Raw genomic sequence first — 21,648 nt, forward strand, 5'->3', positions numbered from 1 at the left:
TGCCATGGGGCCTGATCCGGCGGTGGCGGCGGTACGTCTCGCGGTGAGACGCTCTGTCGCCGATCTGCCGCCGGGTGCGGTGGTGGTCGCGGCCTGTAGTGGCGGTGCCGACTCGCTGGCCCTTGCCGGCGCGCTGGCCTTCGAGGCGCCCAGGGCGGGGCTGAGCGCAGCCGGTGTCACGATCGACCACGGGCTCCAGGACGGCTCGGCGGAACGCGCTGACGCGGTGGTGCGGACCCTGGCGGGTCTGGGGCTGGATCCATCCGGGTCGATCGCGGTCACCGTCGACGGGCCGGGTGGTCCGGAGAACGCGGCTCGTGAGGCTCGTTACAACGCGCTCGACGACGCCGCCCGCCGCTTGAGCGCGGTGGCCGTCCTGCTTGGGCACACGCTGAACGATCAGGCCGAAACCGTTCTCCTGGGGTTGGCGCGAGGTTCCGGGGCCCGATCCCTGGCCGGTATGCCGCCGGTGTTTCGCCGCCCGTCCGCCTCAGAGGGGGAGACGCAGGGGGTTCTCTACCAGAGGCCGCTGCTTGAACTCGACCGTGCCACAACGCGCAGAGCCTGTGAGGCGATGGGGCTTGAACCCTGGGACGATCCTCACAACGTTGACCCCGCTTACGCGCGCGTCCGGGTACGGCATGAGGCACTGCCCGCCCTGGAGAAGACCCTCGGCCCCGGAGTGACCGAGGCACTGGCACGGACGGCCAGGATGCTGCGGGACGACGCGGACGCCCTGGACGAACTCGCCGCGCACGCCTACGCAGACCTCGTCGAGGCCTCCGAAGAGGGCTACGGCACGGCCGTCAGCCTGGGAGGACTCGAGGACCTGCCCAGAGCCGTCCGCACACGGGTACTGCGGATGGCGGCGGTCAAGGCGGGAAGCCCACCGGGTACGCTCGCGGCGGTCCACGTCGATGCGGTGGATCGGCTGGTCACGGCCTGGCGGGGCCAGCGGCACGTGGATCTGCCCGGGGGGCTTCGGGCCGTCCGACGGTATGGGAAGCTGCTGTTCGGCCCGGTTTGACATCGCGCCGTGGACGAATCGTTACACGACCGTCTCGCGGCGCGCCCGCCGCGTGAGCCGCGAGAACGGCGCGTGGTGATGTCCGTCCCACCAGGACGGGCGAGGTCTGAGCGATGAGGGTGGGATTGTGGACGAGAAGGACCTGGGCACTGACCTGGCGAAGGTGCTCATATCGGAGGCCGATCTCCAGGCCAAGGTGCAGGAGCTCGCCGGGGAGATCGACGCCGACTACGCGGGTAGGGATCTGCTTCTCGTCGGTGTCCTCAAGGGCGCCGTCATGATCATGGCGGATCTGGCGAGGGCCCTGCATTCGCCCGCCTCGATGGACTGGATGGCGGTGTCGTCCTATGGGTCGGGGACGAAGTCGTCCGGTGTCGTGCGCATCCTGAAGGACCTCGATACGGACATCCTCGACCGGCACGTTCTGATCGTCGAGGACATCGTCGACTCCGGTCTGACCCTGTCGTGGCTGGTGAGCAACCTGCGCTCGCGGGGGCCCGCGTCGTTGGAGGTATGCGCGCTGCTGCGCAAACCGGAAGCGGTGAAGACCGACGTGGACGTCAGGTACATCGGGTTCGACATTCCTAACGAGTTCGTCATCGGCTACGGGCTCGACTATTCAGAGAAGTACCGGAACCTGCCGTTCGTCGGCACGCTCGCCCCACACGTGTACGGCGGCGGAGGCGCGAACGGAGCCTGACCGGGCCGGGGAACGGGCCTGGGAAACGGGCCCGTGGAACGAGGCCAGGGAACAAGCGCCCGTGACGAATCGTTGCAAAGGTCGTTGACGGGTATATGCGTGGGATGCAGGAGAACAGCGCAGGCTGCGTCGTCCGCATCCCGCGGTGTACCGTCGGTGTCCCAGACCCTCGGGTCGGGGAGCCACACGAGGGAAGCCGCCACGGCGGATCCGGCGCCCCGGGCGACGGGCCGACGGTGGGACGCATGGTCGGTCGCCTCGGCGTTCGTCCCCCGGGACGGGCGAGCATCGCACACAGACGTTGGTCAGGAGGGACGGGCCCCGGAGGGGTAACCGGATAAATGGACGTGAAGCGCTATTTTCGCGGGCCGCTGCTGTGGATCCTGCTGTTCGGCCTCTTGATCGCCCTTGTGATGTGGGGCGTCAACCCCGGCCGATCGTTCGAGAAGGTCGACACCTCCAAGGTCGTCCAGGAGATCAACGCGGGTCAGGTCAAGTCCGCGAAGATCATCGACAAGGACCAGCGGATCGAGCTGACGCTCAAGAACGGCAAGCAGCAGCAGGCCTCCTGGGTTGACGGTCAGGGCCTCCGACTTCAGGAGCAGCTCCAGAAGCAGGCCGACGCGGGCAAGATGCCCGGCGGCTACAACGTCGATGTGCCGAAGCAGAGCTTCTTCCTGAACCTGCTGTTCAGCCTGCTCCCCATCGTCGTCATCGTGCTGATCTTCCTGTTCATCATGAACCAGATGCAGGGCGGCGGCTCGCGGGTGATGAACTTCGGCAAGTCCAAGGCCAAGCTCATCACCAAGGACACCCCGAAGACCACCTTCGCCGACGTCGCCGGGGCCGACGAGGCCCTGGAGGAACTCGAAGAGATCAAGGACTTCCTGCAGAACCCGGCGAAGTTCCAGTCGATCGGCGCCAAGATTCCCAAGGGCGTGCTGCTGTACGGCCCGCCCGGTACCGGTAAGACCCTGCTGGCGCGTGCGGTGGCCGGTGAGGCGGGCGTGCCGTTCTACTCGATCTCCGGTTCCGACTTCGTCGAGATGTTCGTCGGTGTGGGCGCGTCCCGCGTACGTGACCTGTTCGAACAGGCCAAGACCAACGCGCCCTCGATCATCTTCATCGACGAGATCGACGCCGTCGGACGGCACCGCGGCGCGGGCCTCGGCGGCGGTCACGACGAGCGCGAGCAGACCCTGAACCAGCTGCTGGTCGAGATGGACGGCTTCGACGTCAAGGGCGGCGTGATCCTGATCGCCGCGACGAACCGTCCCGACATCCTCGACCCGGCGCTGCTGCGTCCCGGCCGGTTCGACCGGCAGGTCACCGTCGACCGTCCCGACCTGGAGGGCCGCAAGGGCATCCTGCGCGTGCACGGGCGCGGCAAGCCGTTCGCCCCGGACGTCGACCTGGACGTGATCGCGCGCCGTACCCCGGGCTTCACCGGCGCCGACCTGGCCAACGTCATCAACGAGGCCGCGCTGCTCACCGCGCGGTTCGACCGCAAGCTGATCGACATGGACACCCTCGAGGAGTCCATCGACCGCGTCATGGCCGGGCCGGAGCGCAAGACCCGCGTGATGTCGGAGAAGGAAAAGAAGATCATCGCCTACCACGAGGGCGGGCACGCTCTGGTGGCGCACGCGCTGCCGAACTCCGACCCCGTGCACAAGGTGACGATCCTGCCGCGCGGCCGGGCCTTGGGTTACACCATGACCCTGCCGATGGAGGACAAGTTCCTGACGACGCGTTCGGAGATGACCGACCAGCTGGCCATGCTGCTCGGTGGGCGCACCGCGGAGGAACTGGTCTTCCACGAGCCGACGACCGGTGCCGCCAACGACATCGAGAAGGCGAGCTCGATCGCCCGCAACATGGTGACCGAGTACGGCATGAGCGAGCGGCTCGGCGCGCGTAAGTTCGGCACCGGCCAGGGCGAGGTGTTCCTGGGACGCGACATGGGCCACGAGCGCGACTACTCGGAGGACATCGCGTCCGCGATCGACGACGAGGTCCGCCGCTACATCGAGGCCGCGCACGACACCGCGTGGGAGATCCTCGTCGAGTACCGGGACGTCCTGGACGAGCTGGTCGTCAACCTGATGGAGAAGGAGACCCTCTCCAAGGAGCAGGTCCTCCAGATCTTCGCGCCGATCCAGAAGCGGCCGCACCAGAACTCCTACACCGGGTACGGGAAGCGTCTGCCGTCCGACCGTCCGCCCATCATGACGCCGAAGGAGTTGGCGCTGCTCGGTCCGCAGGACGTCGCCGATCTGACCAAGAACAACGGTCAGGGCGGGGTCGCCTCGGAGGCCGCCGACCCGGCCCAGGGTGAAAGCTGACCGCGTTGGCCGATTCGCAGCACGAAGCAGACCGGTGGTCCGCGGAGGAGGCCGCCCTCGACGCGGGGCGTGCGTTCGTGGAGGGCGAGGAGCCGATCCTCCAGGAGCCGCCCGGGTTCGACCACGCTCGGATCGAGAAGGCGGTCCGCGAGATCCTGTTCGCGATCGGGGAGGATCCCGACCGTGACGGGCTCCGTGACACCCCGGCCAGGGTGGCCCGCGCGTACGCCGAACAGTTCGCCGGTCTGAGGCAGGCGCCGGAGGACGCGCTGACGACGGTGTTCGACGCCGACCATGAAGAGATGGTCCTGGTGAAGGACATCGAGGTGTACTCCGTCTGCGAGCACCATCTCGTCCCGTTCCACGGGGTGGCCCACGTGGGGTACACGCCGAACAAGAAGGGGCAGATCACCGGGTTGTCGAAGCTGGCCCGGCTGGTGGACGTGTACGCGCGCCGCCCGCAGGTCCAGGAACGGATGACCAGCCAGGTCGCCGACGCCCTGATGAAGGTGCTGGAGCCCCGCGGGGTGATCGTGGTGATCGAGGCGGAGCATCTGTGCATGACGATGCGGGGGGTGCGCAAGCCCGGCGCGAAGACCGTGACGTCCGCGGTGCGCGGCGACTTCCGTGATCATGCCGAGACGCGGGCCGAGGCGATGAGCTTGATTCTCGGGCGCTAGCGACCGTCCGCCCTACCCCAGGGGGCACCGGACGTCTCAACGGGCCTCAGCGTGCCGCTGAGGCCCGTTTCGCTGTCATTGAGCCGCGGGAGCCTCCGCTTCCGGTCGGCCGCGGAGATCCGCCCGCAGAACGGTGATCTTCGCCGGGCTCGGGATCGGCCACGGTGACGTGACCGGGCTGACCGTCCGGGCGACGGAACGCCGCCGCACCGTGTTCGTGGCTGGAGATTTCGGCTGCCCTGGCGGCCTCCTCGGACGCGGTCCGGGGATGCCGTCGCAGGTCGCGGGGCGTGGGCGATGAGGCGGTGAGGGCGTCTCTCCGGCCGGACATGTGCAAGGCATAGGCTTGGGTGTCATGACCATTGCCACCGTTCCGGGGCTGCCTGAGCCAGGGCGTTGCCTTGTCATGGGCGTGGTCAACGTGACCCCTGATTCGTTCTCGGACGGTGGGGCCTGGTTCGACCCTGAGAAGGCCGTCCGGCATGGGCTGGACCTCGTCGCGGAGGGCGCCGACATCGTGGACGTGGGCGGCGAGTCCACGCGCCCCGGTGCCCAGCGTGTGTCGAAGGACGAGGAGCTGCGCCGCGTCGTTCCGGTCATAGAGGCGCTCGTCGAACAGGGCGTCCCGGTCAGTGTCGACACCATGCGCGCGGAGGTGGCGGAGGCCGCCGTCGGTGTGGGCGCCCGGCTGGTGAACGACGTCAGTGGCGGCCTCGCCGATCCGGACATGCCGCGAGTGGTGGCCGCCGCGGGTGTCCCGTACGTCGTCATGCACTGGCGGGGTCACAGTCACGACATGCAGACCCGCGCCATCTACACGGACGTGGTGCGCGAGGTGCGCGACGAGCTTCTCCGCAGGGTCGACGCCGTGCTGGACGAAGGCGTCGACCCGTCGATGGTCGTGCTCGATCCCGGTCTGGGGTTCGCGAAGAACCCCGAGAAATCGCACAACTGGTCGCTGCTGGCGCACCTGGACGCCTTCACCGGCATTGGTTACCCCGTCATCGTCGGTGCGTCCCGTAAGGGGTTCCTCACAAGGCTGCTTGAGGAACCCGACGGGACCCGCCGACCGTTCCTCGAATGCGACGACGCCACCGTCGCCGTCACAGCGCTGGTCGCCGCGGCCGGTGCCTGGTGTGTGCGGGTCCACCGCGTCCGCCCGAACGCGGACGCGGTACGGGTGGCGGCCGCCGTCCGCGCGGCCCGTCCCGTTACCGAGGACGGCCCCGATACCGCCGTGACCCCCGACCACGCCGACCCCGGGAGTCGTCCACGATGAGCCGTGCCGTGAACCGCGCCGACGTGGACGAGGTCCACGCCGAGTTCTACGCGGCGTTCGAGGAAGGCGACCTGGACCGCATGTCCGACGTGTGGGCGGACGGTCCCTACGCCGACGGGGTCTCCTGCGTGCATCCCGGCTGGACGATGCTGCGCGGACGTCAGGAAGTGCTCCGTTCCTGGGCGCTCATCATGGCCAACACGACCTACATCCAGTTCGTGCTGACCGACGTCGAGACCGACGTTTACGGTGATCACGCGGTGGTGACCTGCAAGGAGAACGTCCTCACCGCCGACGAGGACACCGAGGCCGGGTTCCTCGCCGGAGGAAGCATCGTGGCCACCAACGTGTTCGTCCGGGCGGACGGAGAGTGGAGGCTCCTGCTCCATCACGGTTCCCCGGTCCTCAACGTCGCGGATGCGGAGGAAGAATGACGCTCGACCGCATCGAACTGCGCGGCCTGCGGGCCCGGGGGCGGCACGGGTTCCTGCCCGCGGAACGCGAACTGGGGCAGGAGTTCGTGGTGGACGCCGTACTGGGCCTCGACACCCGCCCTGCCGCAGCCGAGGACGACCTCTCGCGTACCGTCGACTACGGAACGCTCGCCGGTCGTCTGGTCGCCGTCATCGAGGGAGAGCCCGTCAACCTCCTCGAAACACTGGCCGACCGGCTGGCGAAGAAGTGTCTGGAGGACAGGGCGGTGTCCGAAGTCGAGATCACCGTCCACAAGCCGAACGCCCCTGTGCCGCACCCCTTCACGGACATCGCCGTGAAGATCAGGAGGAGTCGCCCATGACAGCGTCCGACCGCATGCCCGACCGCACCGCCACCGGTGGACACATGCTGGTCGAGCACCGTGTCGTCTTCTCGATCGGCAGCAACCTCGGAGACCGGCTGGACAACATCCAGGAAGCGGTGGACGCGCTGTTCGACGCTCCCGGGCTGAACTTCGTGGCGTTCTCCCCCGTCTACGAGACCGCGCCCTACGCCCCACCGGGGGAGACCATCCCCGAACAGGGCGACTTCCTCAACATCGTGCTCATCGCCGACACGCGACTGCCACCGGAGAACCTTCTCGAACGCGTCCTGAACATCGAGAACTCGTTGCGGCGGGAACGCCGTGTCCGTTGGGGGCCGCGCACCCTCGACATCGACATCGTCGCCTTCGGGGACATCTCGTCCGACGACCCCGATCTCACGCTTCCGCACCCCCGCGCGCACGAGCGCGCGTTCGTGCTCGTGCCGTGGGCCGACATCGAGCCCGACGTCCTGCTCGCCGGGCACGGCCGTGTCGGTGACCTCGCCCAGGCCAAACAGGCGGAGGGGGGACCGTCGGCCGTGCGTCGCCGGGAGGACCTCGCTCTCCAGCAGCCTGCATGAAACCGTCCCGCCCGCTCTTCCTCATCGCCCTCGTGGTCGTCATCGCGGTGATCACCTGGGCGGTGCTGCGTTCCGCCTACCTGTCACTGCCGCCGCTGCCGTGGACGGCGGTCCCGACGCTGCTGCTGCTGGCGCTCGGTGAGGGCTTCACGGGCCTGAACGTGCTGCGCCGCATCCGCCACAGGCCCGGCCCGGGACGCGCGCGTGACGTGAACCGCAAACCGGCGCCTAAGCCGCTGGATCCGATGGCGGTGGCGCGGCTCGCCGCCCTGGGCAAGGCCAGCGCGCACTCCGCCGCGGTCATCGCGGGCATCTTCGCCGGGTTCGCCGCCAGTCTCGTCTCGTCGCTCGACAAGCCGACGCCCCGCTACGACTTCTTCGTCAGCGGCGGGACGTTCCTGGCCGCCGCCGTCCTGGTCGCCGCCGCGCTGTTCCTGGAATACGCGTGCCGGGTGCCCAAGGGCCCGGACGAGGAGGAACGCGACCGCGGCGCGTCCCGCGCCTGACCCGCACGCGCGTCCCGCGCCTGACCCGCCGGCGTGCGAGCGTCACTTGTCGATGTCGCCGACCACGAAGAACATCGAACCGAGGATGGCGATCATGTCGGCGACCAGGTTGCCGGGGAGCAGTTCCTTCAGTACCTGGATGTTGTTGAAGGACGCGGACCGCAGCTTCATCCGCCACGGAGTCTTCTCACCGCGCGACACCAGGTAGTAGCCGTTGATGCCGAGAGGGTTCTCCGTCCAGGCGTAGGTGTGCCCCTCCGGAACCTTCAGCACCTTCGGGAGCCGCTGGTTGATAGGACCTGGCGGCAGCTCGACCAGACGGTCGAGGCACGCGTCCGCCAAGTCGAGGGACGCGTGCACCTGGTCGAGGAGGCATTCGAACCGGGCCAGACAGTCGCCCTCGGAGCGGGTGACCACACGGACGTCGAGTTCGCCGTAGGCGAGGTACGGCTCGTCACGGCGAAGGTCGAAATCCAGGCCGGACGCGCGTGCGATGGGCCCCGACACCCCGTACTGAAGGATCTGCTCCTGGGTGAGGACCCCGACGCCTCTGGTCCGGGCACGGAAGATCTCGTTGCCCATGATGAGGTCGTCGATGTCGCCCATACGGGCACGGACCTCGGACACGGCCTTGCGCGCACGTCCCGTCCAACCCGCGGGCAATTCCTCCTTCAGCCCACCGACCCGGTTGAACATGTAGTGCATGCGTCCACCGGAGACTTCCTCCATCACCCGCTGCAACGCCTCCCGCTCACGGAACGCGTAGAAGATGGGGGTGATGGCGCCGACCTCCAGCGGATACGAGCCGAGGAACATCAGATGGTTGAGGACGCGGTTGAGTTCGGCCAGTAGCGTCCTCGCCCATACGGCGCGGACCGGAACCTCCATGCCCAGCATCCGTTCGGCGGCGAGAACCACGCCGAGTTCGCTGGAGAACGCCGACAGCCAGTCGTGCCGGTTGGCCAGCACGATGATCTGACGGAAGTCCCGGACCTCGAAGAGCTTCTCCGCTCCTCGGTGCATGTAGCCGATGATGGGTTCCGCCGCCGAGATACGTTCGCCGTCCAACGTCAGCCGCAGTCGCAGCACCCCGTGCGTGGACGGGTGCTGGGGGCCGATGTTCAGGGTCATGTCCTCGGTGGCGAGCTCCTTGGCGCCCGCACCGATTCCGACGATCCGTTCGGTGGTCATGGTCGCGTCTCCACCCGCTCGGGTCAGTACTTCATGGTCCCATGGCGAGCGCCACTCGTTATCCGATTGACTGGTGGGGATGAACGTGAGCCAGGACGGACCGCCCTACGACCCCGCAGCGGGGCATCATGCCCATGGTCACGGGGGTCCACCGCCAGGGTTCTCCGCTCAGGGACCAGGACCGGCACCCTACCCGCCGGACCATCGGCAGCCGCCCGCGCGGCCCCTGTACCAGGCGGACCAGGCGTTCAGGGCCGGTGACGGCCTCGCTTGGTCGCCGATCTCGAAACGCCACACGTGGCACAGGCTGGTCACCGCCGTTCTGTGGGCGATCCCGGTCGGTGGTGTGGGTGCGTTCTTCGTCTGGGTGAACGGTGGCATGGTTCCGACCGTCATGTGGGTCGCCGCCGTGGTGTTGGGTGTCGTCCTCACCGGGTTGATGGCCGGACTCGACCGTCGGGCCTATGGCTACGCGGAGCGGGCGGACGACCTCATCGTCACTCACGGGGTTCTCGTGAAGCGGCTCATCGTCGTCCCCTACGGGCGGATGCAGTTCGTGGACGTGACGGCGGGGCTGCTGGAGCGATGGATGGGCATCGCCACCGTCCGGATGCACACCGCCGCCGCGGCCACGGACGCCACCATTCCCGGTCTACCGGCCGCCGAGGCGTCCCATCTACGCGACCGCCTCGCCCAGAAAGGCGAGGAACGGAGCATGGGACTGTGAGCGGCCCCTACGGCCCGCCAGGACCCCACGGCCCGCCACCCCACGGCCCGCCAGGACCCCACGGCCCGTACGGGCCCTACAGCAGACCCTACGGACCGCACGGACCCCAGGGACTACCGCAGCCACCGCCGTACGGTCAGCCGCCTGCGACGCCTTACCCGCCGCCTTACGGCTACGGGCCGCCAGCGATTCACCGTCCACCGGTCCGGTTCTCGGAGGGCACGCACAGACTTCACTGGGCGACGGCGCCGCTCCGCGCGTTCGTGTTCCTCATCATCTACTTCGTCCTGCTCGGTTTTCCCTTGTTGCTGACCAAGACGGACGACGGTTTCGCCCTGGCGCTCACACCCGAGGTGATAGCCAGGTTCCTTGTGGTCACCGTTCCTATGGGGCTGATCGCCGTGGGCACGGGCCTCTGGACGTGGCTTGCCGTCCGTTTCCGCGTCGACGGGGACGATCTCGTTGTCGAGTCCGGTCTGCTCCGTAAGAACAAGCGCCGTATTCCGCTGTCGCGCGTCCAGGCCATCGATCTCGTCCGTCCCCTGGTGACGCGCGTGTTCGCCCTCGCGGAAGTGCGCGTGGAACTGGCGGGCGGCGGGCAGAGCGAGATCGCGCTGCGCTATCTGGGACGGCGCTCCGCCCTACAACTGCGCGCCGAACTCCTCGCCCGCGCCGCCGGACTTCCGGGCCACACGCCCGAGGCTCCCGAACGGCACGTGTGGCGCGTCCCGTTCGGTGCCCTGCTCGCTTCCCTGATCGTGCGGCTCCCCGTTCTCGGGACGATCCTGCTCCTCATCGCGTCCTTGCTGTTCCTGGTGGTCTACGCGGAGGGCGGCATCCTGGCCGTCACCATTCCCGTCGTACTCGGCCTCATCCGGGCCGTCATAGCGCCGCTGGTGATGTACGCCAATTTCACGGTGGCGATGTCACCCGACGGAATCCGTCTCCGCTACGGGCTCCTGGAGACAAGGATGCAGACGCTTCCCCCAGGACGTGTCCAGGCCGTGAGCATCGTCGAACCGACGCTGTGGCGGTCTCTCGGTTGGGCGCGTGTGGAGGTCACCGTCGCGGGCTATGCGGGCGAGCGCCAGGCACTGTCGTCCACGCTTCTGCCGGTTGCACCCCGCCAAGTCGCGATGCACCTTGTCTCGCAGGTGTTCCCAGGTACGAACGTCGATGCCGTCGCTCTTGTGCCCGCGTCGTCCAAGGCGGTCGCGATCGACCGCGCGGACGGTGCAGGAACAGATGACGTCGTCTTCGTCACCCGGCACGGCTGGCCCTGCCGCCGCACCGATGTGATCGCCCATGCTCGGGCGCAGAGCGTCCGCCTCACCGTGAACCCGTTCCAGCGTCTGTTCGGCCTGGCCACCGTCCATGTCGACGCGCCTCCCGGTCCGGTGCGGGTCGCCGCGACCGACCGTGAACTGGGCGAGGCCCGCGCCATCGTCGAATCGACCGCCCGCCGTGCCCTGGCCGCCCGCCGTGCCGGGGGAGATCCGGCCCGCTGGGCCCGCTGACGATGCCGGTCACGGCATCTCCGAACCCGGTCTGTGAGAGTTGCGAATATCGTCGAAGCATGGCCTCCATGACTTATGACCCCTGGTCTCCCGAATTCGTCGCAGACCCCTACCCGGCGTTCGAGCGCCTCCGCGTGGACAGTCCCGTCTTCTTCCATGAACCCACCCGCCAGTGGGTGATCAGCCGATACGAAGACGTGAACGCGTTATTGCGAGATCGAAGGCTAGGACGGACCTACCTTCACCTCGCGAGCCATGAGGAGTTCGGCCAGGAGCCCGAGGCCGACTTCCTCAAACCGTTCTGGGACCTCATCCGTGCCGGGATGCTCGACATGGAGCCGCCCGTGCACACCCGGTTGCGGCGGCTGGTCTCGAAGGCGTTCACCGCCCCCATGGTGGAGGGGTTGCGCCCGACCATCCGGCGGCTCTCCGAGGAGCTGGCCGTGGGGCTGGCCGAGCGGGGAGGCGGCGATCTGATCGCCGAGGTCGCCGAGCCGCTGCCGGTGAACGTGATCGCCGAGATGCTCGGCGTCCCCGTGGCGGACCGGCCCCTCCTGCGCCCGTGGTCCGCCGACATCTGCGGCATGTACGAGTTGAACCCGCCCGACGACGTCCAGCGGACGGCCGTCCGCGCGGCCGCGGAGTTCTCCGACTACCTGCGCGCCCTGGCCCGCAGCCGTCGCACCGAGCCCCGCGACGACCTCATCACCGCGCTCGCCCATGTGGTGGACGAGGGTGACAGGCTCACCGAGGACGAGCTCATCGGTACCTGCGTGCTGTTGCTCAACGCGGGTCACGAGGCGACGGTCAACTCGACCGGTAACGGCTGGTGGTCGCTGTTCCGCAATCCCGGGGAACTGGAACGGCTTCGGGCGGACCCGTCGCTCGTCCCCACGGCCGTCGAGGAGCTGCTGCGCTACGACACCTCGGCGCCGATGTTCGAGCGTTGGGTCCTGGAGGACATCACGGTCGCGGGTGTCGACATTCCTCGCGGGTCGGAGGTAGCGCTTCAGTTCGCGTCCGCCAACCGCGACCCCGAGGTCTTCACCGACCCCGACCGGCTCGACCTCTCCCGCACACCGAACCCGCACATCACCTTCGGGCTCGGAATCCACTACTGCCTAGGTGCGCCGCTCGCCCGCATCGAACTCGCCGAGTTGTATGGAGCGATCCTACGCCTCATTCCCGACCTTCGCCTCTCCACCGAACCGAAATGGAAGCCCGGCTTCGTCCTGCGCGGGCTCCAGGCCCTCTACGTGGAACGCTGACCGTTTTCGCGTAGCACCGCCGGCCAGGAGGTGAGGACGTCGGGGATCGGCACGTGTACCGCTTGGGCCAGCCATCCGAAACCGCCCAGGCCGGACGGGTCGGTCAGTTCGGCGTCCTCACCGGCGTGGCAGAGCGCCTCGACGTAACCCCGTGGGTCACGGTGCGCCAGCTCGATCGGCGGACGGGAGCCCGACAGGCCGAGGGCGCGCAGGGCGTCGCGCTGGGTCGTCAGAAGGGTGGACGTGGCACCGGCGCGTTCCCCGGCGACGCTGCAGGAGTCCAGGGCGACATGGGCGGTGACGTCGCAGGAGCCGTCCGGGACGGCGGGGACCGTCGACCCGTCGCGGTACCCGGTCAGGGTTCCGCAGACGGGCCGGGATTCGCGGAAGTGCGAGTAGTCCACGGCGAGGGCGACCCCGCGGGAAAGGCGTTCGACGACGGAGGCCCACGCGGCACAGCGCGGATGGCCGATCTCGGCGCGGTCACCGGGTTCGTGCAGCGGCCACCAGCGGTCGAGCCAGTCGTGGTCCTCGTCGGACGGCACGGGCCCGGGACGTTCCGCGCCGGTGGACGGATGCACCAGCACGGTACGGAGACCGTCAGGGGTCTGTTCGACGACGTCCAGGGGCACGTTGTCGAGCCACTCGTTCGCCACGGCGAGCCCGGTGATCTGGTCGGGCAGATCGGGGCGCCAGGTGATCTGGTCGGGCAGGTCGGACGGACGCGGCGCGATCTCCACGGCCACGGGCGCGAGCCGCGCGGCCACGTCGGGCGGGACACAGCCCAGGATGTTGCTCAGCAACCGGCCGGAGCCCGCGCCGACGTCGACGACGTCCAGCCGATCGGGCCGTCCGAGCAGCGCGTCGACCTCGACGAGCAGGCGCGCGATGGCGGCGGCGAACCGCGGTGAGGCGTGCACCGAGGTACGGAAGTGCTCGGCGGGACGTTCCCCCCGCCGGTAGAAGCCGTCTTCCCCGTACAGCGCCCGCTCCATCGCGGTGCGCCATGGCAGCCACTCACCGACCAACGCCTCCACGACAGTGACGTTACCGTGGAGGCCGACTCCATTCGGCCCATCCTTGAGGCGGACGGGGGTACGACCTGCGGCCGATCCAGGGCACACCGTGAGGTACGTACCCTTTCCGCATGGTCGTGCAGGCGTGGGAGTGGCTGCGTCGCCGGAAACCCCTGGTCGACGCGGGCTTCGCGTCACCGTTGATGCTCTTCTCCCTCCCCTGGCTGTATGCGGCGTCCTACGGTGTGACCGAGGTCGCGTACGTGGCGCTCACGGTGGGTCTGATCGGGCCGCTGGTACTGCGTCGCACCTACCCGCGTCTGGTCTTCACCGTCATCGCGGTGGTCTCGGGCATCCAGTGCCTGGTCGGTGTGAACCCTGTACCGGGGAACGTCGCCGTCCTGATGGGTCTCTACACGGTCGCCGCGGGCTATCAGTTCCGCTGGGGGCTGGCCGCGGCGGTGGTCGCGGAGATGGGCGCCGTCATGGCGACCTGGCGCTATCCGAGCGGCGCGGGGGACAAGCGGTACACGTTCTTCATGCTGACCCTGATGGTGGTCGGCGTGTGGGTCCTCGGCCTCCACATGCGGACGCGCCGCGCGTATCTGAGTTCGGTGGAGGAACGCGCCGAACGGCTGGAGCGGGAACGCGACAACGAGGTCAAGGTGGCCATGGCGGCCGAACGCGCGCGTATCGCCCGCGAGTTGCATGATGTCGTGGCGCACAACGTCAGCGTGATCGTGGTGCAGGCCGACGGCGCGTCCTATGCCATCGACACCGATCTGGGACGTGCCAGGCAGGCCCTGGAGACGATCTCCTCGACGGGACGCCAGGCGCTGGCGGAGATGCGGCGGCTCCTCGGGGTCCTGCGCGAGACCGACGACGCGGGCGCGTACGCGCCGCAGCCGGGGGTGGCGCAGCTCGACGACCTCGTGGAGCAGGTCCGCTCGTCCGGGCTCACGGTGACGTTCGAGGTGGACGGAACACCGATGGTCATGTCCGCCGGACGCCAGCTCACGGTCTATCGGATCGTCCAGGAAGCACTGACCAATACGCTGAAACACGGTGGCCCGAAGGTGACCGTGTCCGTACGCCTGTCGTATACCGCGGACCACCTGGAGATCAGCGTGCACGACGACGGGCGGGGCGCCGCGGCCCGCGACGACGGGCGCGGCCACGGTCTCGCCGGTATGAAGGAGCGCGTCGCCGTGTACGGGGGCAGCGTCCACGCGGCGCCACGTCCCGGAGGCGGCTTCGGGGTGGTCGCGCGGATCCCCGTGCGGGAGGAAGTGGGAGCGGCTTGACCGGGCGACACAGTCACAGCATGAGAGGCGCGCATGAGCGAGAGTGAACCGGCGGAGGAGCCCATCAGGGTGGTTCTGGTCGACGACCAGGAGTTGGTGCGCGCCGGGTTCACCATGGTCTTGGACGCTCAGCCGGACATCGAGGTCGTCGGTGAGGCCGGTGACGGTGTGCAGGCCCTCGATCTGCTCGGCCGCACGGAGGCGGACGTGGTCCTCATGGACGTGCGGATGCCGCGCATGGACGGCATCGAGGCCACCCGGCGGGTCGTGGCGCGGTCCGGGCCGAAGGTCGTCATCCTGACCACGTTCGACCTCGACGAGTACGCCTTCGCGGCGATCAAGGCGGGAGCGGGCGGGTTCCTGCTGAAGGACGCCGGACCGGCCCAGCTGATCGAGGCGATCAAGGCGGTGCACTCGGGCGACGCCGTGGTGGCGCCGAGCACGACGAAACGGTTGCTGGACCGGTTCGCGGTGCACCTGCCGGACGCCGAGGAGAGGGCGCACCGGACCCTGGAGAACCTCACGTTCCGGGAGGGCGAGGTGCTGAAGCTCGTCGCGCGGGGCATGTCGAACGCGGAGATCGCGGGGCAGTTGTACGTCTCGGAGGCGACCGTCAAAACGCATATGGGCAGGATCCTGATGAAACTCGGCCTGCGTGACCGGGTTCAGGCGGTCGTTTTCGCCTACGAGACGGGTCTGGTCAAGAGCGGTCAGCGAAGCGATCCCTGATGGCTTCGCAGCTCCCCTGGATGCGCTGATCGTCGAAGCGCCGGAACCCGATCGGGTCTCCGGCGCTTTCCGTAGGGGCTTTGTCGGTGGCAGGCGGTACGACTCAGGTCGTACGAACCGCCGTCGGATAGCCGCGAGGTGGACGGGAAGCGTCGCCGCCGGGCTGATGGCGGGAGCGGCACGGATTCCTAGCGTGGTCTGACCAGGCACGCGAGGAACGAACCGTGAAGAGGTCACCGTGATCAACACGTACGCCGGTCCGTCCGGAGAGACTCCGGTCGCCGGGTGGATTCCGGCCGTCACCGCCGAGGGCGTCTCGAAGGTCTACGGGACGGGTGACGCCGCCGTGCACGCGCTGCGCGGGGTCGATGTCACGTTCGCCACCGGCGCGTTCACCGCGATCATGGGGCCGTCCGGGTCCGGAAAGTCCACGCTGATGCACTGCCTCGCCGGGCTGGACACCGTCACGTCCGGACGGATCGTCCTCGGCGACGCCGAGATCACGGGGATGGGCGACCGGCGGTTGACGATGCTGCGCCGCGACCGCGTCGGGTTCGTCTTCCAGGCGTTCAACCTGCTGCCGACGCTGACCGCCGAGCAGAACATCCTGCTGCCGTTGGAACTCGCCGGGCACCGGCCCGACCGGGCGTGGTTCGCCCACGTCGTCGACGTGCTCGGGCTCGGTGACCGGCTCCGGCACCGGCCGAACGAGCTGTCGGGCGGCCAGCAGCAGCGGGTGGCGTGCGCCCGCGCGATCGTCGCCCGCCCGAAGGTGATCTTCGCGGACGAGCCGACCGGCAATCTCGACTCCCGGGCGGGCGCGGAGGTCCTCGGGTTCCTGCGGTCCTCGGTCCGGGAGATGGGGCAGACGATCGTGATGGTCACCCATGATCCGGTGGCCGCCTCCTACGCCGACCGGGTGGTGTTCCTCCGCGACGGCGAGATCGTGTCGGAGATCGTCCAGCCGACGGCGGAGTCGGTGCTCGACCGGCTCAAGGCCCTGGGGGCGTGATGCTGCGGACCACCCTGGCGGGTCTGCGCGCCCGCAAGCTGCGACTGCTGCTGACGGCGGTGGCCATCACCCTCGGCGTCGGGTTCATCTCCGGAACGTTCGTCCTCACCGACACGATGGACAGGGGCGTCGCGAAGACGTTCGAACGCTCGGCCGACAAGGTCGATTTCGCGGTGTTCGTCGGTCGCGGCTCCTCCGAGAAGGGGGTCGGTACCGAGACTCTCAACCGGCTCAAGGCGGTGCCCGGCGTCACGGACGTGCACGGCCTGGTCCGCGGGGAAGCCGCCCTTGTCGGCAAGGACGGTAAGCCGGTCGGCGACATCTCCACACTCGGCATGTCGGTGCCCACCGGACGGCTGTTGCGGTACGACGTCGACAAGGGACGTTCTCCGTCCAGTGGCAGCGAAACCGTCCTGGACACCGATCTGGCCAAGCGGGTGGGCTTCACCGTCGGTGACACGGTCTCGATCCTGGATGACAAGAACCGACCGCACCGGTTCATCGTGGTCGGTCTGGTCGACTTCGGTATCGACCAGGATGCGAGCTACCGCGGCGCCGTCGGGTTCGACCCCGCGACCGCGATGGCGATGACCGGGCGGAAGACCTACGAGGAGATCGACGTCGCGGGCGGCTCGCGGGCGGCGGTCGACACGGCGGCGGGCCCGTCCAACCGCGTCATCACGGGCGCGGAACTGGCCGCGAAGATGGCGCGCGAGTCGGGCACCGACACCAAGGTCATCCGCACCGGGCTGCTGCTGTTCGGGCTGGTGGCGATGCTGGTGTCCGCCCTGGTCATCTACAACACGTTCTCGATCCTGATCGCGCAGCGGATGCGGGACATGGCGCTGCTGCGCTGTGTCGGCGCGACCCGGCGGCAGATCTTCGGCGGGGTCCTGCTGGAGTCCGCGGTGGTCGGCCTGGTCGGTTCGCTGCTCGGTCTCGCGGCCGGAGTCGGCCTCGGGACGGGCGCGTTCGCCGGGGTGAGGGCGCTGGACGACTCGCTCACGGGAGCGGGGTCGGCCGGTGCGTCCCTCACCGTCCGGACGATCGTGGTCGGGTTGGTGATCGGTGTCGTCGTGACCGTCCTGTCCGCGCTGCTGCCCGCACGTGGGGCGACGCGGGTCGCGCCGGTCGCGGCGCTGCGCTCGGAGCCGGAGCCGGGTTCCGGACGGTTCCGGCTCGGCCTGCCGCGCACAGTGATCGCGACCGTGCTCGGCGTCGCCGGCCTCGCCGTCGGGGGGCTCGGTTCGCTCGTGATGGCCAAGGGCCAGGCCGCGATGTTCGTCGTCGCGTTCGCGGGCGGCGTGTTCTTCCTCGCGGTGGTCGCGATGATGCCCGCGCTCGTCCGGCCGCTCGGCCGGCTCGCGGGCGCGATCCCGGCCCGGTTCGGCGGGGTGCCGGGCCGGCTGGCGGTCGCGAACGCGCAGCGTGCCCCGCGCCGCACCGCGACCACGACGATCGCGCTGACCATCGGCGTCGGGCTGATGAGCCTGTTCGCGGTCGTCGCGGCGAGCGGCAAGGCGACCGCCACGTACAAGCTGGAGGAGCAGTTCCCCGTCGACTTCCAGATCGCCATGCGGAACGAGAACGGGACCGTCCCGCGCGCGCTCGCCGCGACACTGGACCGGCGCCCCGAGTTCAGCCACGTCATCCAGCTGCGCTCGCACGAGGCGAAGGTCGCCGGTCGGAACGCCGACCTCGCCACGGTCACCGCGTCCGCCCTTGGCACGATCATGAAACCGGAGCTGAGGGAGGGGACGCTGGACGCGGCGCGCCGGCCGGGAGCCGCGATGGTGGACGTGGGGACCGCCAGATCGTTCGACCTGGCGGCGGGGAAGACCGTCCAGGTGACGGCGGCGCACCGCACCGTTCCGGTGAAGATCGCCGGGGTGTACGAGCCGGGGGCCGGGCTGCACGGGATCGTCGTCCCAGAGGCAGACTTCACCCGTTATTTCGGCGTCCGAGACCCGGCGACCATCTATGTCAAGACCCGAGACGGCGTGGCCGCGACCGACGCCCGCAGGGTCGTGGAGGACGCCGCGAGCCCCTACATGGCCGCGAAGGTCGACTCCACCGCCGAGTTCAAGGAATCGATGACCAAGGCGGTCGACATGATCCTGATGATCTTCGGTGGGCTGCTCGGCCTGGCGATCGTCATCGCGCTGTTCGGCATCGCCAACACGCTGACCCTGTCGGTCGTGGAACGCACCCGCGAGTCGGCGCTGCTGCGGGCCCTCGGCCTCACCAAACGCCAGCTCCGCCGGATGCTGTCCGTCGAGGCGCTGGTCATGGCCGTGATCGGCGCGCTCACCGGGGTGGTGCTCGGGGTGGCGTTCGGCTGGGCCGCGACGAACGCGATGTCGTCCGACGCGCAGTTCTCGCTGCCCTACCTCCAGGTCGTCGCGTTCGTCGCCCTTGCCGGGCTCGCCGGGACGGGCGCCGCCGTGCCGCCCGCGCGGCGCGCCGCGAGAACGTCCGTCGTGGAGTCCCTCGCGCATGACTGAATGGGGGGCCGGGGTGGCGACCGTCACCCACCGGACGGCGTGACCCTGCCGGTACCCTGGTGCGCGTCCGGTACCTACCGAGGACTGGAACGACCGATGGACCCACACGACACGCCTTCCGCCGCCACGCCCGGAAACGGGCCGGCCTCCGGCGCGGGGACGCCCCGTCCCGCCCCCCGGAACGCGCAGGAGGCCCCGGAGGACAGGCCCGCCCGGCTCGCGGTCGGCATCGTCGGCGCCGGCCGTGTCGGCACGGCGCTCGGCGCCGCGCTGTCCCAGGCGGGCCACCGCGTGATCGCAGCGACCGCCGTGTCCGAGCGGTCGCGGGCGCGCGTCGCCGAACGCCTGCCCGGCGCGGACATCGCGCCGCCGCCCGAGGTCGTCGCGGCCGCCGACCTGGTGTTGCTGACCGTCCCGGACGACGAACTGCCGGAACTGGCGGCCGGGCTGGTCGCGGCGGGTGTGCCCGTCACCGGCAAGCTCGTCCTGCACACCAGCGGCCGCTACGGAACGACCGTCCTCGACCCGCTCACCCGCGCCGGCGCGCTCCCGCTCGCGCTGCACCCGGTCATGACGTTCACCGGACGTCCGGACGACGTGAACCGTCTCGCGGGCATCTCCTTCGGCGTCACCTCGCCCGACCCGCTGCGCCCGGTCGCGGAGGCGCTCGTCGTGGAGATGGGCGGCGAACCCGTCTGGATCACCGAGGAGACGCGTCCGCTGTACCACGCGGCCCTCGCCGGAGGCGCGAACCATCTGGTGACCCTCGTCGTCGAGTCCATGGACCTGCTGCGCATCGCCGGCGTCGCCGAACCCGGTCGGATGCTCGGCCCCCTCCTCGGCGCCGCCCTCGACAACGGCCTGCGCCTCGGCATCGACGGCCTCACCGGCCCGGTCGCCCGCGGCGACGCCGGAACCGTCTCCGACCACGTCGGCGAACTCGCCAAGATCTCACCCGAGAGCCGCCGCGCCTATATCGCGCTGGCCCGCCTCACCGCCGACCGCGCCCTCTCCGCCGGAATGCTCAAACCCGAGGACGCCGCCCGCCTCCTCGAAGCCCTGGCCGACTGACCGGTCATCTCCAGAAAGGCAGGACGCGTCGTGACCCCGATCATCGTCCGGACACGGGAGGAACTGGCCGAGGTCCGCTCCGAGGTCAAGGGAACGTTGGCCTTCGTCCCGACCATGGGAGCGTTGCACGAGGGCCACCGCTCCCTGATCCGCCAGGCCCGCCAGACCGCCGACACGGTGGTGGTCAGCATCTTCGTCAACCCCCTCCAGTTCGGACCGAACGAGGACCTCGACCGCTACCCCCGGACGCTCCCCGCCGACCTGGAGATGTGCGCCGCCGAAGGAACCGACATCGTCTTCGCGCCCCCGCGCTCGGAGATCTACCCGGACGAGCCGCAGGTCACGGTGAACTCGGGCCCGATGGGCGAGATCGTGGAGGGCGCCGCCCGGCCCGGCCACTTCGACGGGATGCTCACCGTCGTGCTGAAGCTGCTCAACCTCGTCCGCCCCGATGTGGCGATCTTCGGCGAGAAGGACGCGCAGCAGCTCGCGATGATCCGCCGAATGGTCTCCGACCTGAACGTCCCCGTCGAGATCGCCGCCGCCCCGACCGTCCGCGAACCGGACGGCCTCGCCCTCTCCAGCCGGAACCGGTACCTCACCGACCGGGAACGCCGGACCGCCCTCGCCCTCTCACGCGCCCTCACCGCCGGCGCGGACGCGACGGCCAAGGGCCCGGAGGCGGTTCTGGTCGCGGCGAGCGCGGTCCTCGACGAGGCCACCGCCGCCGACCCGCCGCTGCACCTCGACTACCTCGTGCTGGTCGACCCGGCGACCTTCACCCCGATCACCCCGTCCCACACGGGACGCGCCGTGCTGGCCGTCGCCGGTCGCGTCGGCGCCACCCACCTCATCGACAACGTCCCCCTCCACTTCTCCGAGGAGTCCTGATGTTCCGGACGATGTTCAAGTCGAAGATCCACCGCGCCACCGTGACGCAGGCGGACCTGCACTACGTCGGTTCGCTGACCATCGACCAGGACCTGATGGACGCCGCGGACCTCCTGCCCGGCGAGCAGGTCTCCGTCGTCGACATCGACAACGGCGCCCGCCTGGAGACCTACCTGATCGCGGGCGAGCGCGGCTCGGGCGTCATCGGCATCAACGGCGCCGCCGCCCGTCTCGTCCAGCCCGGCGACCTCGTCATCATCATCAGCTACGCCCAGCTCACCGACGCCGAGGCCCGCGAGTTCGTCCCCCGCGTCGTCCACGTGGACCGCACCAACAAAATCATCGCCACCGACTCCGACCCCGCCGCCCCCGTCCCCGACACCCCCACCCTCCGCGGCGACCTGACCCACCCCTAACGAAGCCGGGCGGCGCGGCGACGCGGCGACCGCCTCCCTCGGGCGCGGCGGTTCCGTGGCGGATGTCCGGGGGCGGTTGTTCGGG

Annotated in this window: 21 protein-coding genes; 19 read left to right on the top strand and 2 right to left on the bottom strand. The window is 69.6% G+C overall.

The features are described 5' to 3' along the window. The first annotated feature begins 4 nt into the window (after nucleotides 1-4). The 9 genes from tilS to BZB76_RS25670 all read left to right on the top strand — a co-directional run bounded on the left by tilS (nucleotide 5) and on the right by BZB76_RS25670 (nucleotide 7,917). On the top strand, nucleotides 5-1,027 hold the full coding sequence (gene tilS, locus BZB76_RS25630; RefSeq protein WP_121437003.1) for a tRNA lysidine(34) synthetase TilS: 1,023 nt from the start codon (nucleotides 5-7) through the stop codon (nucleotides 1,025-1,027). 127 nt (nucleotides 1,028-1,154) lie between these two features. After that, on the top strand, nucleotides 1,155-1,727 hold the full coding sequence (gene hpt, locus BZB76_RS25635; RefSeq protein ID WP_121437004.1) for a hypoxanthine phosphoribosyltransferase: 573 nt from the start codon (nucleotides 1,155-1,157) through the stop codon (nucleotides 1,725-1,727). Between the two features lie 341 nt (nucleotides 1,728-2,068). Then, the gene (gene ftsH, locus BZB76_RS25640) at nucleotides 2,069-4,072 is read left to right on the top strand and encodes an ATP-dependent zinc metalloprotease FtsH (protein WP_121437005.1); all 2,004 of its coding nucleotides are present in this window, start codon (nucleotides 2,069-2,071) and stop codon (nucleotides 4,070-4,072) included. Nucleotides 4,073-4,149: 77 nt separating this feature from the next. Beyond that, nucleotides 4,150-4,752: a GTP cyclohydrolase I FolE gene (gene folE, locus BZB76_RS25645; protein WP_121437442.1), complete on the top strand. Its 603-nt coding sequence runs from the start codon at nucleotides 4,150-4,152 to the stop codon at nucleotides 4,750-4,752. 355 nt (nucleotides 4,753-5,107) lie between these two features. Continuing rightward, complete coding sequence (folP, locus tag BZB76_RS25650) at nucleotides 5,108-6,031, top strand: dihydropteroate synthase (protein WP_121437006.1); 924 nt, start codon at nucleotides 5,108-5,110, stop codon at nucleotides 6,029-6,031. Beyond that, a complete protein-coding gene (locus BZB76_RS25655) occupies nucleotides 6,028-6,465 on the top strand; it encodes a nuclear transport factor 2 family protein (RefSeq protein ID WP_117404419.1) in 438 nt (145 codons plus the stop codon). Before folP ends, BZB76_RS25655 begins: the two co-directional genes overlap by 4 nt. Then, nucleotides 6,462-6,827: a dihydroneopterin aldolase gene (gene folB / locus BZB76_RS25660; RefSeq protein WP_121437007.1), complete on the top strand. Its 366-nt coding sequence runs from the start codon at nucleotides 6,462-6,464 to the stop codon at nucleotides 6,825-6,827. The genes BZB76_RS25655 and folB overlap by 4 nt, the downstream gene beginning before the upstream one ends. Beyond that, entirely contained in the window at nucleotides 6,824-7,411 is a 588-nt protein-coding gene (gene folK / locus BZB76_RS25665) for a 2-amino-4-hydroxy-6-hydroxymethyldihydropteridine diphosphokinase (RefSeq protein ID WP_121437008.1), read from the top strand. Before folB ends, folK begins: the two co-directional genes overlap by 4 nt. Beyond that, complete coding sequence (locus BZB76_RS25670; protein ID WP_121437009.1) at nucleotides 7,408-7,917, top strand: DUF3180 domain-containing protein; 510 nt, start codon at nucleotides 7,408-7,410, stop codon at nucleotides 7,915-7,917. Before folK ends, BZB76_RS25670 begins: the two co-directional genes overlap by 4 nt. A 42-nt stretch (nucleotides 7,918-7,959) precedes the next feature. Here the strand turns inward: BZB76_RS25670 and BZB76_RS25675 are convergent, their stop codons facing one another. Beyond that, complete coding sequence (locus tag BZB76_RS25675) at nucleotides 7,960-9,108, bottom strand: NADH-quinone oxidoreductase subunit D (protein WP_121437010.1); 1,149 nt, start codon at nucleotides 9,106-9,108, stop codon at nucleotides 7,960-7,962. Between the two features lie 379 nt (nucleotides 9,109-9,487). Here BZB76_RS25675 and BZB76_RS36075 point away from each other — a divergent pair, with 379 nt between their 5' ends. The 3 genes from BZB76_RS36075 (at nucleotide 9,488) to BZB76_RS25690 (ending at nucleotide 12,620) form a co-directional block, all read left to right on the top strand. Continuing rightward, the gene (locus BZB76_RS36075; RefSeq protein ID WP_246007211.1) at nucleotides 9,488-9,835 is read left to right on the top strand and encodes a PH domain-containing protein; all 348 of its coding nucleotides are present in this window, start codon (nucleotides 9,488-9,490) and stop codon (nucleotides 9,833-9,835) included. Nucleotides 9,836-10,098: 263 nt separating this feature from the next. Then, nucleotides 10,099-11,352, top strand: a complete 1,254-nt coding sequence (locus tag BZB76_RS25685; protein WP_246007212.1) for a PH domain-containing protein — start codon at nucleotides 10,099-10,101, stop codon at nucleotides 11,350-11,352. Nucleotides 11,353-11,411: 59 nt separating this feature from the next. Then, nucleotides 11,412-12,620, top strand: a complete 1,209-nt coding sequence (locus BZB76_RS25690) for a cytochrome P450 (RefSeq protein ID WP_246007213.1) — start codon at nucleotides 11,412-11,414, stop codon at nucleotides 12,618-12,620. Here the strand turns inward: BZB76_RS25690 and BZB76_RS25695 are convergent. Continuing rightward, nucleotides 12,605-13,657 carry an SAM-dependent methyltransferase gene (locus BZB76_RS25695; protein ID WP_337959772.1) on the bottom strand — a complete coding sequence of 351 codons (1,053 nt, stop codon included), beginning with the start codon at nucleotides 13,655-13,657 and terminating at the stop codon, nucleotides 12,605-12,607. The genes BZB76_RS25690 and BZB76_RS25695 overlap by 16 nt on opposite strands. A 110-nt stretch (nucleotides 13,658-13,767) precedes the next feature. Between BZB76_RS25695 and BZB76_RS25700 the strand changes: the two genes are divergently transcribed. From BZB76_RS25700 to panD, 7 genes are all read left to right on the top strand, one after another. Next, nucleotides 13,768-14,940, top strand: coding sequence for a sensor histidine kinase (locus BZB76_RS25700; RefSeq protein WP_121437013.1), 1,173 nt, complete (start codon nucleotides 13,768-13,770; stop codon nucleotides 14,938-14,940). A gap of 33 nt (nucleotides 14,941-14,973) precedes the next feature. Continuing rightward, on the top strand, nucleotides 14,974-15,669 hold the full coding sequence (locus BZB76_RS25705; RefSeq protein ID WP_121437014.1) for a response regulator: 696 nt from the start codon (nucleotides 14,974-14,976) through the stop codon (nucleotides 15,667-15,669). A 241-nt stretch (nucleotides 15,670-15,910) separates the two neighbouring features. Continuing rightward, entirely contained in the window at nucleotides 15,911-16,681 is a 771-nt protein-coding gene (locus BZB76_RS25710; RefSeq protein ID WP_170180788.1) for an ABC transporter ATP-binding protein, read from the top strand. Beyond that, the gene (locus BZB76_RS25715) at nucleotides 16,681-19,185 is read left to right on the top strand and encodes an FtsX-like permease family protein (RefSeq protein ID WP_121437446.1); all 2,505 of its coding nucleotides are present in this window, start codon (nucleotides 16,681-16,683) and stop codon (nucleotides 19,183-19,185) included. The genes BZB76_RS25710 and BZB76_RS25715 overlap by 1 nt, the downstream gene beginning before the upstream one ends. A 96-nt stretch (nucleotides 19,186-19,281) precedes the next feature. Then, a complete protein-coding gene (locus BZB76_RS25720) occupies nucleotides 19,282-20,256 on the top strand; it encodes a Rossmann-like and DUF2520 domain-containing protein (RefSeq protein ID WP_121437015.1) in 975 nt (324 codons plus the stop codon). A 30-nt stretch (nucleotides 20,257-20,286) separates the two neighbouring features. Further along, on the top strand, nucleotides 20,287-21,147 hold the full coding sequence (panC, locus tag BZB76_RS25725; RefSeq protein ID WP_121437016.1) for a pantoate--beta-alanine ligase: 861 nt from the start codon (nucleotides 20,287-20,289) through the stop codon (nucleotides 21,145-21,147). Further along, nucleotides 21,147-21,563, top strand: a complete 417-nt coding sequence (gene panD / locus BZB76_RS25730) for an aspartate 1-decarboxylase (protein ID WP_121437017.1) — start codon at nucleotides 21,147-21,149, stop codon at nucleotides 21,561-21,563. Before panC ends, panD begins: the two co-directional genes overlap by 1 nt. The last annotated feature ends 85 nt before the right edge of the window (nucleotides 21,564-21,648 follow it).

The organism is Actinomadura pelletieri DSM 43383, from assembly GCF_003634705.1.
Lineage (GTDB): Bacteria > Actinomycetota > Actinomycetes > Streptosporangiales > Streptosporangiaceae > Spirillospora > Spirillospora pelletieri.